The sequence below is a fragment of the Vibrio sp. T3Y01 genome, from assembly GCF_013114525.1.
In the GTDB taxonomy this organism is placed as follows: domain Bacteria; phylum Pseudomonadota; class Gammaproteobacteria; order Enterobacterales; family Vibrionaceae; genus Vibrio; species Vibrio chagasii_B.
The window spans coordinates 191,725-209,629 of sequence record NZ_VTXJ01000004.1 but is presented as its reverse complement, the minus strand read 5'-3'; the positions used below and the strand labels follow the sequence as shown (position 1 = coordinate 209,629).

The 17,905-nt window shown below is 43.7% G+C and carries 17 protein-coding genes; 8 read left to right on the top strand and 9 right to left on the bottom strand.

What is annotated here, in order from left to right; all coding sequences use genetic code 11:
- Window positions 1-30 precede the first annotated feature (30 nt).
- Complete coding sequence (locus F0232_RS06495) at window positions 31-810, top strand: DUF2927 domain-containing protein (protein WP_061031744.1); 780 nt, start codon at window positions 31-33, stop codon at window positions 808-810.
- A gap of 98 nt (window positions 811-908) precedes the next feature.
- Here the strand turns inward: F0232_RS06495 and F0232_RS06490 are convergent, their stop codons facing one another.
- Window positions 909-1,298 (bottom strand): DUF2750 domain-containing protein, encoded by a 390-nt coding sequence (locus F0232_RS06490; protein ID WP_004742050.1) that lies wholly within the window; start codon window positions 1,296-1,298, stop codon window positions 909-911.
- 150 nt (window positions 1,299-1,448) lie between these two features.
- A complete protein-coding gene (locus F0232_RS06485) occupies window positions 1,449-2,354 on the bottom strand; it encodes a manganese-dependent inorganic pyrophosphatase (RefSeq protein ID WP_061031745.1) in 906 nt (301 codons plus the stop codon).
- Window positions 2,355-2,555: 201 nt separating this feature from the next.
- Here F0232_RS06485 and F0232_RS06480 point away from each other — a divergent pair, with 201 nt between their 5' ends.
- On the top strand, window positions 2,556-3,770 hold the full coding sequence (locus F0232_RS06480; protein WP_061031746.1) for a putative manganese transporter: 1,215 nt from the start codon (window positions 2,556-2,558) through the stop codon (window positions 3,768-3,770).
- A gap of 279 nt (window positions 3,771-4,049) precedes the next feature.
- Here F0232_RS06480 and torA read toward each other — a convergent pair whose 3' ends face one another.
- From torA to torE, 3 genes are read right to left on the bottom strand one after another with little or no spacing between them, the layout of a single operon-like run.
- The gene (gene torA / locus F0232_RS06475; RefSeq protein ID WP_061031747.1) at window positions 4,050-6,512 is read right to left on the bottom strand and encodes a trimethylamine-N-oxide reductase TorA; all 2,463 of its coding nucleotides are present in this window, start codon (window positions 6,510-6,512) and stop codon (window positions 4,050-4,052) included.
- Window positions 6,513-6,536: 24 nt separating this feature from the next.
- Window positions 6,537-7,718, bottom strand: coding sequence for a pentaheme c-type cytochrome TorC (gene torC, locus F0232_RS06470; RefSeq protein WP_105059280.1), 1,182 nt, complete (start codon window positions 7,716-7,718; stop codon window positions 6,537-6,539).
- Between the two features lie 50 nt (window positions 7,719-7,768).
- Window positions 7,769-7,951, bottom strand: a complete 183-nt coding sequence (gene torE, locus F0232_RS06465; protein ID WP_008222628.1) for a trimethylamine N-oxide reductase system protein TorE — start codon at window positions 7,949-7,951, stop codon at window positions 7,769-7,771.
- A 437-nt stretch (window positions 7,952-8,388) separates the two neighbouring features.
- Here torE and F0232_RS06460 point away from each other — a divergent pair, with 437 nt between their 5' ends.
- Complete coding sequence (locus F0232_RS06460; protein WP_105059279.1) at window positions 8,389-9,183, top strand: ABC transporter permease; 795 nt, start codon at window positions 8,389-8,391, stop codon at window positions 9,181-9,183.
- 340 nt (window positions 9,184-9,523) lie between these two features.
- On the opposite strand, the gene focA is transcribed toward F0232_RS06460, so the two are convergent.
- Together focA and F0232_RS06450 are read right to left on the bottom strand one after the other, a co-directional pair.
- Complete coding sequence (focA, locus tag F0232_RS06455; RefSeq protein ID WP_008222626.1) at window positions 9,524-10,366, bottom strand: formate transporter FocA; 843 nt, start codon at window positions 10,364-10,366, stop codon at window positions 9,524-9,526.
- 362 nt (window positions 10,367-10,728) lie between these two features.
- Window positions 10,729-12,036 (bottom strand): ATPase, encoded by a 1,308-nt coding sequence (locus F0232_RS06450; RefSeq protein ID WP_105059278.1) that lies wholly within the window; start codon window positions 12,034-12,036, stop codon window positions 10,729-10,731.
- Window positions 12,037-12,296: 260 nt separating this feature from the next.
- Here F0232_RS06450 and F0232_RS06445 point away from each other — a divergent pair, with 260 nt between their 5' ends.
- The 3 genes from F0232_RS06445 (at window position 12,297) to F0232_RS06435 (ending at window position 14,134) form a co-directional block, all read left to right on the top strand.
- Window positions 12,297-12,527 carry a TIGR02647 family protein gene (locus tag F0232_RS06445; protein WP_008223560.1) on the top strand — a complete coding sequence of 77 codons (231 nt, stop codon included), beginning with the start codon at window positions 12,297-12,299 and terminating at the stop codon, window positions 12,525-12,527.
- Window positions 12,528-12,639: 112 nt separating this feature from the next.
- Window positions 12,640-13,494 carry an NAD(P)H-binding protein gene (locus tag F0232_RS06440; RefSeq protein ID WP_105059277.1) on the top strand — a complete coding sequence of 285 codons (855 nt, stop codon included), beginning with the start codon at window positions 12,640-12,642 and terminating at the stop codon, window positions 13,492-13,494.
- On the top strand, window positions 13,487-14,134 hold the full coding sequence (locus F0232_RS06435; protein ID WP_008223556.1) for a YdcF family protein: 648 nt from the start codon (window positions 13,487-13,489) through the stop codon (window positions 14,132-14,134). The genes F0232_RS06440 and F0232_RS06435 overlap by 8 nt, the downstream gene beginning before the upstream one ends.
- Window positions 14,135-14,233: 99 nt before the next feature.
- Here the strand turns inward: F0232_RS06435 and F0232_RS06430 are convergent, their stop codons facing one another.
- Together F0232_RS06430 and cysS are read right to left on the bottom strand one after the other, a co-directional pair.
- Window positions 14,234-14,812, bottom strand: coding sequence for a thymidine kinase (locus tag F0232_RS06430; protein ID WP_008223554.1), 579 nt, complete (start codon window positions 14,810-14,812; stop codon window positions 14,234-14,236).
- Window positions 14,813-14,909: 97 nt separating this feature from the next.
- On the bottom strand, window positions 14,910-16,295 hold the full coding sequence (gene cysS, locus F0232_RS06425) for a cysteine--tRNA ligase (protein WP_105059276.1): 1,386 nt from the start codon (window positions 16,293-16,295) through the stop codon (window positions 14,910-14,912).
- A 189-nt stretch (window positions 16,296-16,484) separates the two neighbouring features.
- Here cysS and F0232_RS06420 point away from each other — a divergent pair, with 189 nt between their 5' ends.
- Together F0232_RS06420 and lpxH are read left to right on the top strand one after the other, a co-directional pair.
- Complete coding sequence (locus F0232_RS06420) at window positions 16,485-16,979, top strand: peptidylprolyl isomerase (RefSeq protein WP_004742032.1); 495 nt, start codon at window positions 16,485-16,487, stop codon at window positions 16,977-16,979.
- 80 nt (window positions 16,980-17,059) lie between these two features.
- Window positions 17,060-17,806, top strand: coding sequence for a UDP-2,3-diacylglucosamine diphosphatase (gene lpxH / locus F0232_RS06415; RefSeq protein WP_105059275.1), 747 nt, complete (start codon window positions 17,060-17,062; stop codon window positions 17,804-17,806).
- Window positions 17,807-17,905: the final 99 nt, after the last annotated feature.

Here is a 17,905-nt window from a genome sequence, read left to right as displayed (position 1 = left end):
TACAAGGCTATATTCGGTAAGAGGGAAAGTATGTTAAGAACCGCTTCACTGCTTCCCCTTTTGCTTGCTGCTGTTTCTTTTAATGCCGTAAGTACACCACTCACTTGGTTAGACAAGTCGTTTGTCGAAACGGCCTTCTACAACGTCGCACTGCAACACGAATATTCCTCAGGTAATAAACCACTCGCCAAGTGGCAACAACCGATAAAAATTTGGATTGACCATCGTGTCGGCGATAAAGAGCTTCATCAAGAGCTCACAGAACTTCATATCAAACACTTATCTGAAGTTACCCAGCATCCGATAACAATCGTCAGTAAAGAGTCCGAAGCGAACGTTAAGTGGATATACACGAGGCAGAGTCAGTGGTTGTCTGAGGCGAAATCAGTACTCAAGCTCAAATCAACTCAGCATTTAAATAGCGCCATCTGTACGGCGGGTTATCGAACCAATTCTCAAGGTGAGATTGTTTACGCTGGGATTGTAATTCCCGTAGATCAGGCAAGATCTCGAGGCAAGCTCGTCGCCTGTATCGTGGAAGAGATCACACAGGTTCTAGGCCTGCCGAATGATTCAGACAAAGCCTACCCTTCTATTTTCAACGACCACACGCCAGAAGACTTATTATCGCCGTTAGATGTAGTGCTACTGCAACTATTGTATGAACCAGAACTAAAAGCTGGAATGACAAAATCTGAAGTAAAACCTACCGTTCGAAAGATACTCAGGAGATACAGCAAAACAGGTGTGCTTCAACAAGCTTCTAAAGCCGCACAGCAAGCACCCTTGTATCAGTTGATTGGATATTGACGAATATAAGTTGGAAGCAACTTAGATGGGATAATTTAATGATAGCGCTACCTAAGAAAGGCAGCGCTGACTTACGATGTTACTGTATGACGAAAGAACTAGCGCTTAGCAGCCTGTTTCTTCAGCTCGAAGTCGAATTCATCAGGGAACAGGATAACGCCTTCTTCTTGCTCATTAGGGAATACAACCACAGCAAGTTCGTCGTCTTCTAGGCCATTTGTCCAGCGGCTGTGCCATTTGTTTAATGAGATAGACTCAGCCTTACACTCAGCCCAGTCACCTGTCGCCCATGACTCAGCAAACTCTTGGTTTGGCCATACAGGTACGCAATCTTCGTCTTCTGTGTTTAGCATTACACAACCGTGCTCATCGGTTAAGATCCATACTTCACGGTTTGCTACGATTTCTTTCACACAGTACTTTAGGCGTTGCTCACCCGTATACTTATTGATTTCTGCGATTCTTTTATCGTCTAGCTGTGTAGTCATCTTAATTTCCTACTTTAGTCAGTAACTTTACGCTTAAAGTTATTTTATGCAGAGTGCTTTTAACTGCAAATATTATCGATGAAGAAAAGTGCTCACTTCAAAGAAAAACGCCTGCTAAATTTAGCAGGCGTTTATTATTAAGTGACTTGATTAAACAAGCTCACCTTGTAGCCAAGGCCAGCCTTGCTTCTTACGGCTCAATGTGTTTTCCATCATTAGCATGCCGTCTTTTTCGTGCTTAACCAATTTCTCAGCCCATTCACCTTTGTAAAGAAGGCGAGTTTGAGCAGTAGTGATGTCAGTTAGCATTACAGCTGCGAATGCTAGACCGTCTTTCTCACAACGCTCTTCAAGATCCGCTTCAAGCGCTTCGATCATGCCGTCAACTTGCTCAAGAGTCGCAAGCTCAACCTGACCGACAACAACATCGCGACCGTTGAATGGGTAGCCTTTAAGGTCTTTTTCTACTAGTTGTGCAGCAGATAGGCCTTCGATGTTTGTTTTAGCGATTAGAAGTGCTTTGATGAACGCATCAACGTCTTCTACGCCAGCGATTTCAGCAAGTTCAGCAACCGCGTCTTTGTCTTTTTGAGTACAAGTTGGAGATGCGAAACCAACAGTGTCTGAAAGAATTGCAGACATCATTAGCTTAGCGATTTGTTGAGAGATAGCGTGACCTTCAATCTTGAACATGTTGAAAAGTACTGTGTTTGTACAACCAACAGGCCAGATCCAAGCTTCCATAGGGTTTACTGTCATCACGTCGCCTAGACGGTGGTGATCGACAATACCTAGGATCTCTGCATCAGCAACATCATCTGGTGCTTGTGCTAGATCTGAGTAGTCTACTAGCCAGATTTTCTCACCAGCAACAGAAGTACGAAGTTCTGGCATGTCTGCACCAGCAACTTCAAGAATGTGTTGAGTTTCGCGGTTGATCTCGCCTTGGCGAATTGGTGTCGCTTCCTCGCCACGAGCTTTAAGAAGCTCAGTTGCAACTAACGCACTACAAATACTGTCACTATCAGGGTTTTTGTGACCAACAACTAAAATCATGTTTCTTCCTATTACACTAACAATTACGACTCTACCTATAGAGCCTCTCTTTATTAGGCATACTTTACCCTATTTTTTTAGATTGGTCATGTTTCGTCGGTTTCTCCCACATCCAGAATAGATAAAAAAAACAAAGATGCAATTGATAATTATTATCATTCGTATATATTAATCCTAAGACATCTATTTTGAGTAACACCTATGGACCGACTAATCTCTTTATTACCAAGCAGTCGCGCTTCGAAAACAACTCAGTTTTCACTCTCATTCAAGCGCCTACTGTTACCTATTTCATTAGCAGCTTTGGTCGCGGCACCTGCAACGCGTGAATTGACCGTAACCACATTATCAGACGCCTTCTGGGCGGTATCTTGTTATGTCGCTTTAACCCTAGCGGTCTACCACTGGTTGAGCCTTTACATCAACAAAGACAACGTATTCAGCAAGCTGGTTCATCAGTCTCGTTCTAACCAAGTTGTGTTTGCCGCCTTAATGGGCGCCTTACCCGGCTGTGGTGGCGCAATCGTAGTAACCACTCAGTTTATTTCAGGTAAGCTCGGGTTTGGCGCTGTCGTCGCCGTGCTCGTATCCACTATGGGTGATGCTGCCTTTCTACTCATCGCCAGCGAACCAAAAACGGGATTAGCTATGATGGCGATGGGGGTCATTGTCGGTACTGCGTCAGGCCGAATCATTAACCTATTCCATGCCGATGATTTCTTACGTCCAAAACAAGCTGAGACAAATGTATCTGCCGTTAACTGTTCGTCTCAATCTCAGACCAAAGAAGCGGTGTCTAAAAAAGCGATTAACCTGCAAGGCTACCTTTGGTCGGTTCTAATTATTCCTGGAGCAGCGGTTGCCCTTCTTGGCTCTTTTCAAGTTGATGTCAACGAACTGCTCGCCTTACCCGAGATGTCTATGGAATGGGTCGGCGCTATTCTGTTGATTAGCTCAATGTTTCTTTGGGGGCTAACTCGCGAGATTGAAGATTACAAATCGGCGGTAAGTGAAGATGAAAAGTGTGTCGGCTCTCACCCACTGCAAAAGACCGCTCAGGACACAAACTTTGTTACCGCTTGGGTGGTGGTTGCCTTTTTGTTCTTTGAGTTTGGTTCTGTGATAGCAAATGTTGATTTTGCGACGCTATTCTCAAGCTGGGGAATTATGCTCCCCCTGGCTGGAGTCCTGATGGGTTTGCTACCGGGCTGTGGGCCACAATTATTGGTGACTAGCCTTTACCTTTCAGGTGCGCTTCCACTTTCAGCACAGGTAGGTAATGCAATTTCAAATGATGGTGATGCCCTATTCCCTGCCATTGCAATGGCACCTAAAGCTGCATTAGTTGCTACGTTGTACTCTAGTGTGCCCGCATTAATCTGCGCATACGGATATTGGTTTATGTTCGAGGTTTAGATCTCACAGCTCGATAGGTCTCTATTTAGGTCGGTACTTGGTATCGACCTTTTTGCTTTCTAACCCTTTGTCACTCTAATCACTACCCTCCACCGCTCTTATTTGTAAACGCCCTCTAACCTATACAGTTACTAGCTCCCCCTCAATACGCTTCTAAACGCTCTACACCGTTGCTTTACCGTAAATACAAGGCTCGGTAGATAAAATACAAAAAGCCCCTGTAAGAGTGCTTACAGGGGCTTTAATTCAAGCTTTAATCTTAGCTTTTAAGCGAGATGCTTAAGAAACTTCGATTGGGCCACCGAATGAAGTTACTGGAGGCAGTTTGCCTTGGAACTTCTCGAAGTCTACCAAACATGTGTTTGCTGACGTCGCCTGAGCTAGCTCAGAAGTACCGATGTCTTGAGTCAGTGTGTTTGGATCGCCGTATGTATCTAGCGCGCCCACTTTCTCGTTGATCGGACCGTACCAAGCGCCTTCTTCGATACGTACAACACCAGGAGCGTAGCTATCCATTAGAACAGCACCTGCTAGTAGTTGACCACGGTCGTTGAACACACGTACTACGTCACCGTCTTTGATGCCTTTCTTCTTAGCATCAACTGGGTTGATGTAGATTGGCTCACGGCCTTGTACCGCGTAAGTCGCACGCCACTCTTCAGATTCACACATCTGAGAGTGAAGACGCTTGTCTGGGTGACAAGATTGTAGCCAGTACGGGTGTTTGTCAGAGCCTGGACCACCGTGTGAACGTTCAGATTTCTCGAACCACATTGGGTGTTCCTGACAGTGCTCGTAACCCATGTTGCCAACAGTACGGCTTGTGATTTCGATGAAACCAGAAGGTGTACCTAGAGCATTGATCTCTGGATCTTCACGGAATGAAGCGTGACGAGTCCATGGCTTACCTTTACCGAAGTCTAGGAAACCTTTTTCCCAGAACTCAGCGAACTCAGGCATTTCGAAGCTGCCTTCGTTTGCTGCGCGACATTCGTCGTACAGAGATTTAACCCACTGCATTTCGTCCATACCACGCGTGTAATCGTCGTAACGACCCCAACGTTTAGTTAGGCTAGACATGATCTCGAAGTCAGTCTTAGACTGGAACAGAGGATCCACTAGTTTGTGCATCGCGATCAAACCACGGCCAGAGTATGCACCGTAACCATCGATATCGTTACGTTCCCACTGAGTACATGCTGGAAGCACGATGTCAGAGTGACGACAAGTTGCAGTCCAAGCGAAATCAACAGCAACTACAGTTTGTAGGCTCTTGAATGCTTTACGCATCTTGTTGCGATCTTGGTGGTGGTGCCACGGGTTGTTACCACTGAATACCATCATCTTGATATCAGGTAGTGTTACCGTTGCGCCATTCGCTTTGATCTTCTTACCAGGCTCTAGCAAGCTATCAACCCAACGAGCAACTGGGATTACGCGGCTGTAACCGTTGTAATCTGTGTTTGTGTACTTAGGCTTCTGACCTTGGTCGATGTTCAGCGGGAAAGAACCCGGAGCAGCGAAACCAGTTGAAGATACACCGATACCAGAGTAGTGGTGACCGTAAGAGATACCACCGCCAGGTAGACCGATTTGGCCAACCATTGCCGCGATAACTGCACACATCCAGTAAGGCTGTTCACCGTGTTGTTGACGCTGGATACTCCAACCAACAAGAATCTGTGTACGACCGTTAACCAGCATCTTAGCGAAGTCACGGATAGAATCCGCGCTAGCGCCACAGATAGCAGCAGCCCACTCAGGAGTCTTCTCAACTTTATCTTTCGTTTCACCTTGAACGTACTTGATGAAGTCTTCAAAACCTAGACAGTAAGTTTCGATGAATTTCTTGTCGTATAGACCTTCATTGTAAAGTACGTGAGCAACACCAAGCATGAACGCCACGTCAGTTTGTGGGTTGATGTAGAACTGCTCGTTTTCTAGGTAACGACCTGTTTTGTTCTTAACAGGGTCAACAGAAACAACGTTGATTTCTTTCTTAGCAACTTTTTCTTTCAGCTGTTCTAGGTATGCGAACGACTCGTGAGTCTCACATGTCCAACCTACTTGAAGGTTTTTAACTGGATCGTTACCCCAAAGAACAATGTTGTCACTGTTTTCTAGGATAAGTTCCCAAGATGTACCTTGTGCATAAACTTCAGTAGAACCTAGTACGTAAGGCATGATCGTTTGACCAGCACCTGTCGAGTAGTCACCGATTTTCTTCACAGAGTATCCGTGAAGCGCCATTGCACGTTGCATGTGGTTAGTACAGCTGTGGAACTGACCAGTTTGTCTCCAACCAGTTTGACCTGTGTGAAGTGCCCATGGACCGTAATCTTTCTGTACGCGCTCTAGTTCGCGGTAAACAAGGTCTAGTGCCTCATCCCAAGTCACACGAATAAAGCGGTTGTTACCACGCGTGTCTGCGCTGTATTTATGCTTCTTAAACCAATCTAGGCGAACCATTGGGTAACGCACACGAGATGGGCTGTAGATAATACCCTTGATACCTTTCAGCATTTCAGTTGGGTGCTGATCGATTTCTAGAGGTTTAATTTCTTGTACTTTACCCGCGTAAACGCGAGCTCGGAATGCACCCCAGTGAGAACCAGAGACTTTCCATGTGCCGTCTGTTTCTGCAGCAGATGCTGAAGCCGACGCCAATAAGCTTGGACCGATAACCGATGCCGCACTCGTCGTTGCGACACCTTTCAGAAAACTTCTTCTTGTAATTGCCATTGTGTTACTCCAATTGACGTCTTATTAGTGATGGCCTTCAGAAAAATCTGATGAGTGCTTCTGTAGATACTTAAGAACCAATGCTTCTGTATCTGTATCGAAGTTAACGAATGCAATCATACCATCTAGCATGCCTACCCAACCGTTAGCACTGAAGTGCGCTTCATCTGGTTGTGAGTGACAAGTTGAACAGTTAGATTGATACGCTTGACCAGCTGCGTTCCAGATTGGCTCGAAGTTATCAACCATAGACTCTTTCTTCATCCAAAGTGCTAGGTTAACTTCTTCCCATGGAAGGCCAGTTAGCTCATCTTCTTTCTTCTCGCCAACAGTGATTACGTCACTTTGAGATACTTCTTTCGTCAAGATCGCCGTTGAGATGTTCATACCGAAGTCTTCTTGGATTACACGTCCGAAGCCTTTCGCTTTACGCCAACCGTCGATTTGAATCTTGATCATGTCGCCTTTCTCATCGATCACAGCAACTTTACTTGCAGGGCTTAGTAGACCAGCTTCAACGGTTGCAGTCTCATCCGTGTACATTGGAAGGTGACGAATTGAAATCACGTCTGAACCGTTAGAGTAAGAAGTGCTGCTAGCAACTTGCTCAAGCTCACCAACGATACCACTAGCCGATTCCATATCTAATGGAAGGTTGTGAGCAATACCTTTGTGACAGTCAACACAGCTTTGATCACGCTCTGCTGCGTTCTTCATTTGAATACGCGCTGTTGGGCGCATGTTCTCGAAATCCATTGAATCGTAGTTGTGGCAGTTTTTACACTCTAGAGACTTGTTCGAAGAGAAACGGTCCCATTCGTGTTTAGCCAATTCAATACGACGAGCTTCGAATTTCTCTGGCGTGTCTAGATCACCAAATACTTGAGCGAATACTTCTTTAGATGCTTGCATCTTACGAGCGATTTTTGCTGTCCATTCATGTGGAACGTGACAGTCAGGACAAGTAGCACGTACACCAGATGTGTTTTTCCAGTGAACCGTTTCTTGTAGCTCTACGTATACGTTGTCACGCATGGTGTGACAGCTTACACAGAACTCTTCTGTATTTGTGTGTTCTAGCGCTGTATTGAAACCGCCCCAGAAAATAACACCGGCGATAAAGCCACCCATAGTTAGTACACCCAAACTGATGTGTACTGCTGGGCGTGTCATAGTGCGCCATAATTTAACTAAAAATGATTTCATGTTTAGCTCTCTTAAATATTGATTTTAAAAATTGTTGTTACTAGAGGGCATTACATGCCGCCGTGAGCACCAGGAGGTCCGAATACAAACACTTGTAATGCCCAAACTAGGAAGCCGTAACCACCTACAAAAGCAACACTTAATATTGGAAAGAGAACCACTGCAATGAAGAGGAAAGATTTCCACTCCAGCGAGCGTTTTTCGCCAGTTTCAATTTTGTTAACATCACTCATACATTTTGCCTATTTTGTATTTAGTAATTTCGAGTAGCCCATTCTAGGGGGCTAAAGTTCTTGAGTATCTAACAACAAATTTTAAACCATACGCAAAGTAGGGTTCAATGAAATCTCCCGTTATAACCCTTGCTAATCAATACTTTTTTGAGCTCATCCAGAGTTGTTTTCAGTTAAAGAAACATATTAAAAAGTATTAACAAATGTGAAAAATTAAGTATATTTCAAAGATGTTAAAAACCAACACCTTCGCAACTACATTGTAACTGTTTTTAACGTTTTACCTACTAAGTAGTAGCTAAAAATGCCTTAAACGACCAATAATTTGTACTCGCATTGTTAATTTATTGAGTACTTTTTGAATTCAGTGTTGAAGAGCTGAAATGCATCATTTGGCACTTTCAGATATGATGTGTATCCAATTAAAAGGAAGCACTATGCAAGACGTTATAGACATATCTTGGTGGCAGTTGCTGTTTTTTAGCTCACTTCTTATCCTGCCCATTGCAATTAATCACAAGCTGAAATTAGGTCTGGGTAAAGAGGCCACTATTAGCATTGTTCGCATGGCTGTTCAGCTATTTCTAGTTGGTGTTTACTTGGAGTACCTGTTCACTTTGAATAGCTTATGGGTCAACTTATTGTGGTTGTTCGCCATGATAATAGTGGGTGCGAGCTCAATTGTTGAAAAGTCCAAACTGCCCCGAAAGCTACTGCTAGCCCCGGTAGTCGTTAGCCTTGCAGTGACCTGTGTACCTATTGTTCTATTCATCTGCTTTTTCATTATTAAACCGACACCGCTATTTAATGCGCAGTACCTTATTCCCATTGCGGGGATGTTATTAGGTAATAGCTTAAGCAGTAATATCGTGGCACTGCAGAACTTGTTTGGTGCTTTTGAAACCCAAAGGTCAGAATATGAAGCAGCAATCGCCCTAGGAGCCGCACCAAGCTACGCTGCTGCACCTTTTGTACGTACAGCGATCCAGAAAGCGATGTCTCCGATTATGGCGTCTATGGCTACGACCGGCTTAGTAACGCTACCAGGAATGATGACAGGACAAATTCTTGGAGGGGCTTCGCCAATGATCGCAATTAAATATCAATTGATGATCATGTTGGCTATTTTCGTGATGATGAGCTGCTCTTTGGCCCTCGCATTACACCTATCTTTAAAGACATCACTTACTAAAGAGGGGCGAGTTCTCGCTCAAATCCAACCTTCGAAATAACCTCTCACCTCTTTTGAGATCTGGTTACTCACTGAATTTGAGACAGGTTATCCACAGAATCTGTGGATAACCAAATCAATATAGATCCTTTTTTGTCCACTTCGCCCTTTCAAAAGATCATTCACATTGATCTTTGCTTACTTTCAACGACATATGCACATGTGCCGATCATTGTTGTTGAGTCTTTTCTTAGTAATTGAGGGCATGAACGACATGGTTTTCCACAAATAAAAAACGGCCTGCAATGCAGACCGTCTTTTTAATGTCATAAGTAAGTTGAGTGTTTAAGTGAGCTTCATCAACGCTCAGGCTACTCACTGATAACTAGTGGCGCTATGTCTTAGTCACGCAGGTAGATTAACCAGTACCACATGCCGACAAAGATACCACCGCCGATGATGTTACCTAATGTCACAGGCAATAGATTATTCATCAGAAAGTCGATCATGTTTAAGTCGACATAATCGGCAGGGTTAGCACCTGTCATGGTCCAGAACTCAGCAGGAGCAAATGTCTTAATACCGATAGCAAGCGGAACTTGGAACATGTTTGCAATACAGTGCTCAAAGCCTGCTGATACAAACATCGCCACTGGCAGGATCATCACTGCGATCTTATCAGTGAGTGTGCGTCCGCTGAATGTCATCCATACCGCGATACACACCAGCACATTACACATGATGCCAAGCGCGACCGCTTGAATGAAGTCATGGTGCATTTTGTGTTGAGAAATCGCCATCGCGTTTAAGCCAACCTGACCATGATCAAACATGTATTGCTTCGTCAGTAGCATACAAGCCACCAGCAATAACGCACCAATCAGGTTTCCAATGTAAACCGTCGCCCAGTTTTTCACTAAGGTGTGCCAAGTGATCTTGCCACTTGCACGAGCCACCAAGGTTAGTACCGAACTGGTAAACAGTTCACCGCCAGTAACTACAACAAGAATTAAGCCCAAGCTAAATGCTAGGCCGCCCAACAAGCGAGTAATACCCCATGGCAGATCGCCAGCACCAGTCGTTACGATGGTGTAGAACACAAACGCAATACCGATATGAATACCAGCAGAAATCGCTAGAAGAAAAGATTTGATTGGATCTTTGGTTGCTTTACCTACGCCAATATCTGCAGCGCGCTCAGCCATTTGTGGCGGTAATAATGAGTCAAATTGGTTTAGATTCATGATGATTTACATTTTGAAACATGTCGTCGGGAGCGCGATAATCCTCTCTTTCATTTCTGAATTCAAGAGCTATTTTAAGCCTTAATTATCCTCACCAACCAAGAACACGCCAAACCTGGAATGATATTGAAATTTCATACGACTTTAGTAGTAAAAAGAAAAGTCTGGTGAATGAAATTTTATCAATGATAAAAACAACACATCTATAAATATCAACAAGTTACGTTAAAACCTAAGAAATGGCGTACACTAAAACCGTGTTTTTAAGACTTTTATTTCTAGATTTTGACATAGATCAACAGAACGTAAAAAAGCGCCCTCAGGCGCTTTTAACTCAATCACAGTTCAAGAGATTCGTTGTCTTAAACCGACGGTTCAATCACTTCTTCAGACACAGATTCTAAAGCAGCATCCGTAAGGTCTGGTTCCGGACTAGGGAGTGCTAGATCAGGATCGCTTTCGTTAGCAACTTTACCACCAAGCGTCTTCAGGCTGTCCACTAGCTCTTCTAAGCTCTTAATATGTGCATCACTCTTGGTTATCTGTTCGTCGAGAAGTTGACTACGTTTTGTTGCTTCTGACAACTGCTGCGCCTGCTGCTGGTTTGCGTTTTCTAATGTCGCAACTTGTTCAGTTAGAGACTCGATTTCAGATTTCAGTAGAGCTGTCATGTCTGAGCTTTTAAGCGCTTTAATGCTAGCAACAATTTTTTGAGACTGAAGACGTAGCACAACGTCACGGTAATCTTCATCATTGATCACTTGTGAAATGCTTAATAGCTGATTTTCAGCATTCAACACCGATTGCTCGAACTTGTCCCCTTTTACGCTCGCAAGTACTTTAACTTCATGAGCGACACTTCGTACGTGGTCTAACTCAAACTCCGCAGCCCTAACAGCATCTTCAATGATAGACTTTTCACGAGGGCTCGCTTTGACCTGATTCTCAGCTAGCGCGATTTGTGCAGAGGCCTTAGCAAAGGTCAACGGCACAACGTCATCAAAATCTTCATCTTCTAAATACTCTAATTCGTCTTTTAACGGTTCGATGTATTTCTTATGTGCGACTTTCACTTCCAACAGCCGAGCATTGTTGAGGAATTCAACTTGAGCTTCTTGAGCGTCTTCTAGCTCATCAACTAATACATACTCAAATAGTTCACTGTATTCTGAATACAAACGCTTATAACTCGAAGCAAACATGGTGTCAGCACCAAGGTATTTTAGGTAATCCATTTGCACGATCGAATCAGCGAGTACTCTATCCGCTTTTTTCTTAAGCACTAGGATTGCGTCATAGTTTGATTTGATTAGTGCGATTTTCTCATCGAAGGCTTCAGCGTAAGTTAAGCTCGAAAAAATAGAATAACTTTTAGTCAGACGCGTTTCGTCTTCTAGTAAATCGGCATAAATACTTTCAGCGTCTTCCCATGCGTCTAGCAACTCATTGTAATTCTCTGGAGCATAGAGAGACAATTGAGCATGACTTTCAAGCTTGGATTGCCACTCTGCGTAAACAACCTGTACTGAATGAAAAGAACGGACCTCTGCTGCAGATTCATTGTTGTTATTTGTGGTTTGATTTGCGTCTGTCTGCTCTGAGGGTGTGCTTTGACAACCTGAGATTGCAAATAGCATGCTAAGAACTAATGCTACTTTGTTTGCTCTCACTGATGCATTTCCTTTTTTGTACAATATTAGCTGAATGCAATATATTTCTAGTCCAACAATATATTACAACCATTTAGCAATAAACATCATTCGCCATTTAAGTGGGCACAAATCACTCAATCCAACCAAAATAACTTCACCATGCGACGATTAATCATTCAATTTGGTATCAGTTATCAAATCTATTTATTTGCTGTTGCTTGAGCCGAGAATGCGCACTAAGGTGAAGGTAGAGAACGTTATGAATTTATAGGTTAATTATGAAGTACAACGCTGAACATATTGCTGATTTAAACCTCCTTCTTCAATTTGATGTAAGTAGCGCTGCTACCGGCATTAAAGTTCATCAAGAGGCTAGCCAAGAGACTCAAGACGCCGTTAAGCGCCTATTCGAAAAAAACCTTTGTACTCAACCAGACGGTGGTTACCTAACCGATGAAGGTATTGAGATGGCAGAGCGTGCAGACAAGCTACTTCGCGTACTTAAATAAAGCGCTACTGTTATAGTAAAAACTCCACTCGCTTCGGCCGTGGAGTTTTTTCATTTTTGGCCAAAGGTTTGTTAGGCTTATTAAATCCCTAGCTTGTCGTTGTGAGGAAAAGATGGCTTCTATATTTATTGTTGGTGCTGGATGGGTAGGCGCACCTTTATCTGAACACCTAGAAAGACATGGCAATCGCGTCGTCGTCACTAAAACGACCCAAGCAGGTGCAGACACGCTCAGTAGTAAACGTATTCCCTGCGAAGTATTCAGCTTTGACTCGTCAAACCCTGATCAAACCGTGGGACAACTCTACTCTTTACTGCTCGAAAACAACTCCGAGATAGTAATTGGTAGCTTCCCTCCCGGCTTTAGAAAAGGCGCAGGAAAAGAGTATGCCGACTATTGGCAGTTACTTATTAGCGCTTGTCAAAAAGCCAATATTAAAAAGCTCATCATGGTCAGTTCAACGACGGTATACCCAACTAAACCGGGCATTCTTTATGAAGATGACGCATCACTTGCGCTTGCACTCGCTGACAGCGATCAGGCTAACTCATTTTCCGATAACGCACGAATCATGCTTCAAGCTGAACAATCGGTAATAGATTCTGATATCGATTACACCATCCTTCGTTTTAGTGGATTGATTGGCCCAAATCGTCACCCATCAAGATTTGCTAGTAAACTAAAGCAAGTGAGCAACCAAGCCCCAGCGAATATGCTACACCTTGATGATGCGATTGGTGCGGTTGATTTTGCAATCAGTCACCTGCATAACGAAGTCGCGAATGTAACAACGCCAAACACAGTAAGCAAAGCGGAGTTCTATGCTGCGGCCTTAAAGAGCGCGAATAGTAACGAGCCACTTCCACCTATTGTTAATGACCCAGACAAACTGATCTCTTCAAAAAAGATTCTCGACTTAGGTTATTCGTTTAAGTTTGAATCCACATTGGACGCTCTTCATGACTAAACAACCATTAAATAAGCTGCACCGTTCGATCGATACGCTTTGGAATTTCATGTCTATGGGTCATAAAGTTGAGCCTTCAGACTGTATTTTTGTGTTATGCAGCAACGATACAAGAGTCGCGGAATATGCGGCCGAGCTTTATCACCAAAAAATAGCGCCCTACATCGTTTTTTCCGGTGGTGTTGGACGCTTCACTGAAGGCAATTTTGACCGTTCAGAGGCCGAAACCTTTGCGGCGATTGCGCGAGACAGTGGTGTACCGGAATCTGACATTATCATTGAAAAACAGGCGACTAATACTGGTGAAAATGTCCGCTTCACATACGAATTGCTTACTGAGTGTGGCTTATCCCCGAAAAAACTGACCTTAGTGCAGAAGCCTTTTATGGAGAAACGAACCTACGCCACCTTCAGTAAACAATGGCCTGAAGAGACAACGGAAATAACCGTAACCTCCAAATGGCAGGACTGGGTCGATTACTTTAATGAAGAATTGCCATTAGATATGGTGTTAGGCGCATTGGTGGCGGATTTTGAACGCATCAAATCGTACCCCGCTAAAGGTTTTCAGATTGAAATGCCTATCCCAGAGGAAGTGGATCACGCCTATCAAGCGATTAAGAAACTCGGCTTTGAATAGATAGCGATAACCAATAAAAACAAAAACGGTGGCACTGAGCCACCGTTTTTTTATTCCATTACTTTGTATTTCAGTTATCACCGAAATATTGAAAAACGCTTATTTACCTAGCGCTTCTTTGTAGTGAAGGCGACATACAGACACGTATTTATCGTTGCCACCAATTGCCACTTGATCACCTTCCGCGATCGCGACACCGTGCTCATCGGTACGGATTACCATGTTTGCTTTGCGGCCACAGTGACAGATGGTTTTCAGTTCCACCAGCTTATCAGCCCAAGACAGTAGATACTTACTGCCTTCAAACAGCTCACCAAGGAAGTCTGTTCTTAGCCCGTAACAAAGCACAGGGATATGCAGTTTATCAACCACTTCTGTTAGCTGATATACCTGCTCTTTCGACAAGAACTGACACTCATCGATAAGTACACAGTGACGCTTTTCTTGCTCGTTCAGCTCGTTAATCGCTTCAAAAAGATTCGTGTCACTCTTAAAAAGCTGTGCTTCAGATTGAAGACCAATTCGAGAGCTCACTTTACCAATACCGTAGCGATCATCGAGTGCTGCCGTAAAGATCACCGGCGTCATGCCACGTTCTTGGTAGTTAAATGAAGATTGAAGAAGCGTTGTTGATTTACCCGCATTCATTGCCGAGTAGTAAAAATACATCTGAGCCACAGAAATATTCCTGTCTAATAAAGTTGAATATAGAAAAGGTGAAATTCGAGAATTTTTGCTAGAAAAAAGGGCTGAAAATCAGCCCTTTTTTATAAGATTACTTACGACGCCAAGTCGTACCTTCTGGGCCGTCTTCCAGAACGATGCCCAACTCGTTTAACTTATCACGAGCAAGATCGGCATTTGCCCAATCTTTTGAAGCACGAGAGTCGTTACGCAGTTTGATCAGAGCTTCGATTTCAGCCACTTCGTCATCATTACCCGCTGCATCACCTTGTAGGAATGCTTCTGGATCTTGGTGAAGAATACCGATGATGTCCGCTAGTTCACGCATCAACGCACCAAGTCCACTCGCCTTTTCAATGCTTTCTGTCTTGATACGGTTGATTTCACGAGCCATTTCAAACAGCACTGAGTATGCTTCTGGCGTATTGAAGTCATCGTTCATTGCTGTAGAGAAACGAGTTACGTACTCTTCACCACCAGCAGGTGCAGCAGTAAGGTCTAGGCCACGAAGTGACGTGTATAGACGCTCTAGCGATGCGCGAGCTTGGTTTAGGTTGTCTTCACTGTAGTTCAGTTGGCTACGGTAGTGACCAGACATTAGGAAGTAACGCACTGTTTCAGCATCGTAGTGTGCTAGCACATCACGGATAGTGAAGAAGTTACCTAGTGACTTAGACATTTTTTCTCTGTCTACCATCACCATGCCACTGTGCATCCATGTGTTTACATAGTCAGTACCATGTGCACAGCAAGATTGCGCGATTTCGTTCTCGTGGTGTGGGAATTGTAGATCTGAGCCGCCACCGTGGATATCGAAGTGGTTACCCAGAATAGACGAGTTCATTGCTGAACATTCAATGTGCCAGCCTGGACGACCAGGACCCCATGGGGATTCCCATGTTGGTTCACCTGGCTTAGACATCTTCCAAACAACGAAATCTAGCGGGCTACGTTTTGCAGACTCTACGTCAACACGAGCGCCAGCTTGAAGCTGATCGAGGTCTTGCTTGGAAAGCTTGCCGTATTCTTCGAACTTCTTAACTTCGAACATTACGTCGCCGTTGCTTGCAACATAAGCAAAACCACGTTCAATCAGCTTTTCTACAAGCTCAATGATTTCAGTAATGAATTCCGTTGCACGAGGCTCAACGTCTGGACGCTTCATGTTCAACGCATCGAAGTCTGCATGCATTTCACCAATTAGGCGCTCAGTCAGAGAATCGCAAGACTCACCGTTTTCGTTCGCACGCTTAATGATTTTGTCGTCGATGTCTGTGATGTTACGAACGAACGTTAGGTCGTAACCTAAGTAACGCAGGTAGCGAGTCACAACGTCGAAAGAAACGAACGTACGGCCATGACCAATATGACAGAGATCGTATATGGTTACCCCACAGACATACATGCCGACTTTGCCAGCTGTAATTGGTTTGAATTCCTCTTTCTGTCTTGTGAGCGTGTTATATATCTTTAGCATGATCTCTATCTATTTTATGGATTAATCAAAATAAGCCCGCAGTATAACAAGTCATACCTTAATAGGTAATACCTTTCACCACCAAATCGGCTAAACTCCTTGTTATCTATTGACGATTTCGTATTTTGAAACTCAATCAAACTAGGCTAGAATCGCCTTTCATATTAAAAATACAGTAAGGTAACAATCATGATCATCCTTCACACAAATTTTGGTGACATCAAAGTTCAACTAAACGAAGAAAAAGCACCAGAAACAAGCGCAAACTTCCTACAGTATTGCCGTGACGGTTTCTACGACAACACACTATTCCACCGTGTTATCGATGGTTTCATGATTCAAGGCGGCGGTATGACTTCTGGCCTTAAAGAAAAAGCGACTCGCGCAACTATCAAGAACGAAGCAAATAACGGCCTAGCGAACAAAGTTGGTACGCTAGCTATGGCTCGTACTATGGAACCACATTCAGCGAGCTCTCAGTTCTTCATCAACGTAAACGACAACTCTTTCCTTAACTTCCGTAGCGAAAGCCTAGACGGTTGGGGTTACTGTGTATTCGCAGAAGTTGTAGAAGGCATGGACGTAGTAAACAAGATCAAAGGTGTTAGCACTGGTTCTATGGGTATGCACCAAGACGTACCACTAGAAGAAGTGATCATCACTGGTACAACAATCGAAGCTTAATTTAGCCTTCGATTCGTATTCAGCATTGATACATCAATAATTAGGACAAGGGAGCACTCGCTCCCTTTTTTTCAAACTGTATGAAAACATATTTTATCTCAGACCTGCACCTTGCTCCGTCACGACAAGACATCACGGACTGCTTCCTAACCTTCATGAAAAATGAAGCGGTAGAAGCCGATGCACTCTACGTGTTAGGCGACCTTTTCGAGTTCTGGATTGGTGACGACGACAAGAGTGAGTTCGCGACTTCTATTCGCCAAGCTTTTATCGATTTGGTGAAAACAGGCGTACCCTGTTACTTCACGCAAGGTAACCGTGACTTTTTGGTCGGTAAAAGATTTGCAAAACAGACTGGTGTGCAGCTTCTAGACGAAGTGACAACTATCGATATCTACGGACAAAAAGCCGTGGTACTGCATGGCGACACTCTATGTACTGAAGATGTCAAATACCTCGCCTTCCGTGAAAAAGTCCATCAACCTTGGCTACAGTGGATCTTCAACAGAATCCCATTCTTCATTAAAAAGAAGATCGTCTCTAAGGTTCAGTCAGATATTAAAGATGACAAACAGACCAAATCTTTGGACATCATGGACGTGACACAGCAAGAGGTCGAAAACGTGATGGCGAAAAATAATGTCGACCTTATGATCCACGGTCATACACATCGGCCGAACGTCCATACTTTTGATGCTAACAATTGCACTAAAACACGTATCGTACTTGGTGATTGGTATACACAAGGTTCCGTGCTGGTCTTTACTCCACAAAGTTTTGAACTACAGAATCGAGCGTTTAGCAACAGCTTTCAACAACAGTCTTAAACTTTCAGTTTGATTGTTATAGTGGGTCAGAGTTTCTTCGATTGTGTATGGTAATTTCTAGCAAATTAGCTATTATCTCTCTATCAGAAATAAACCGAA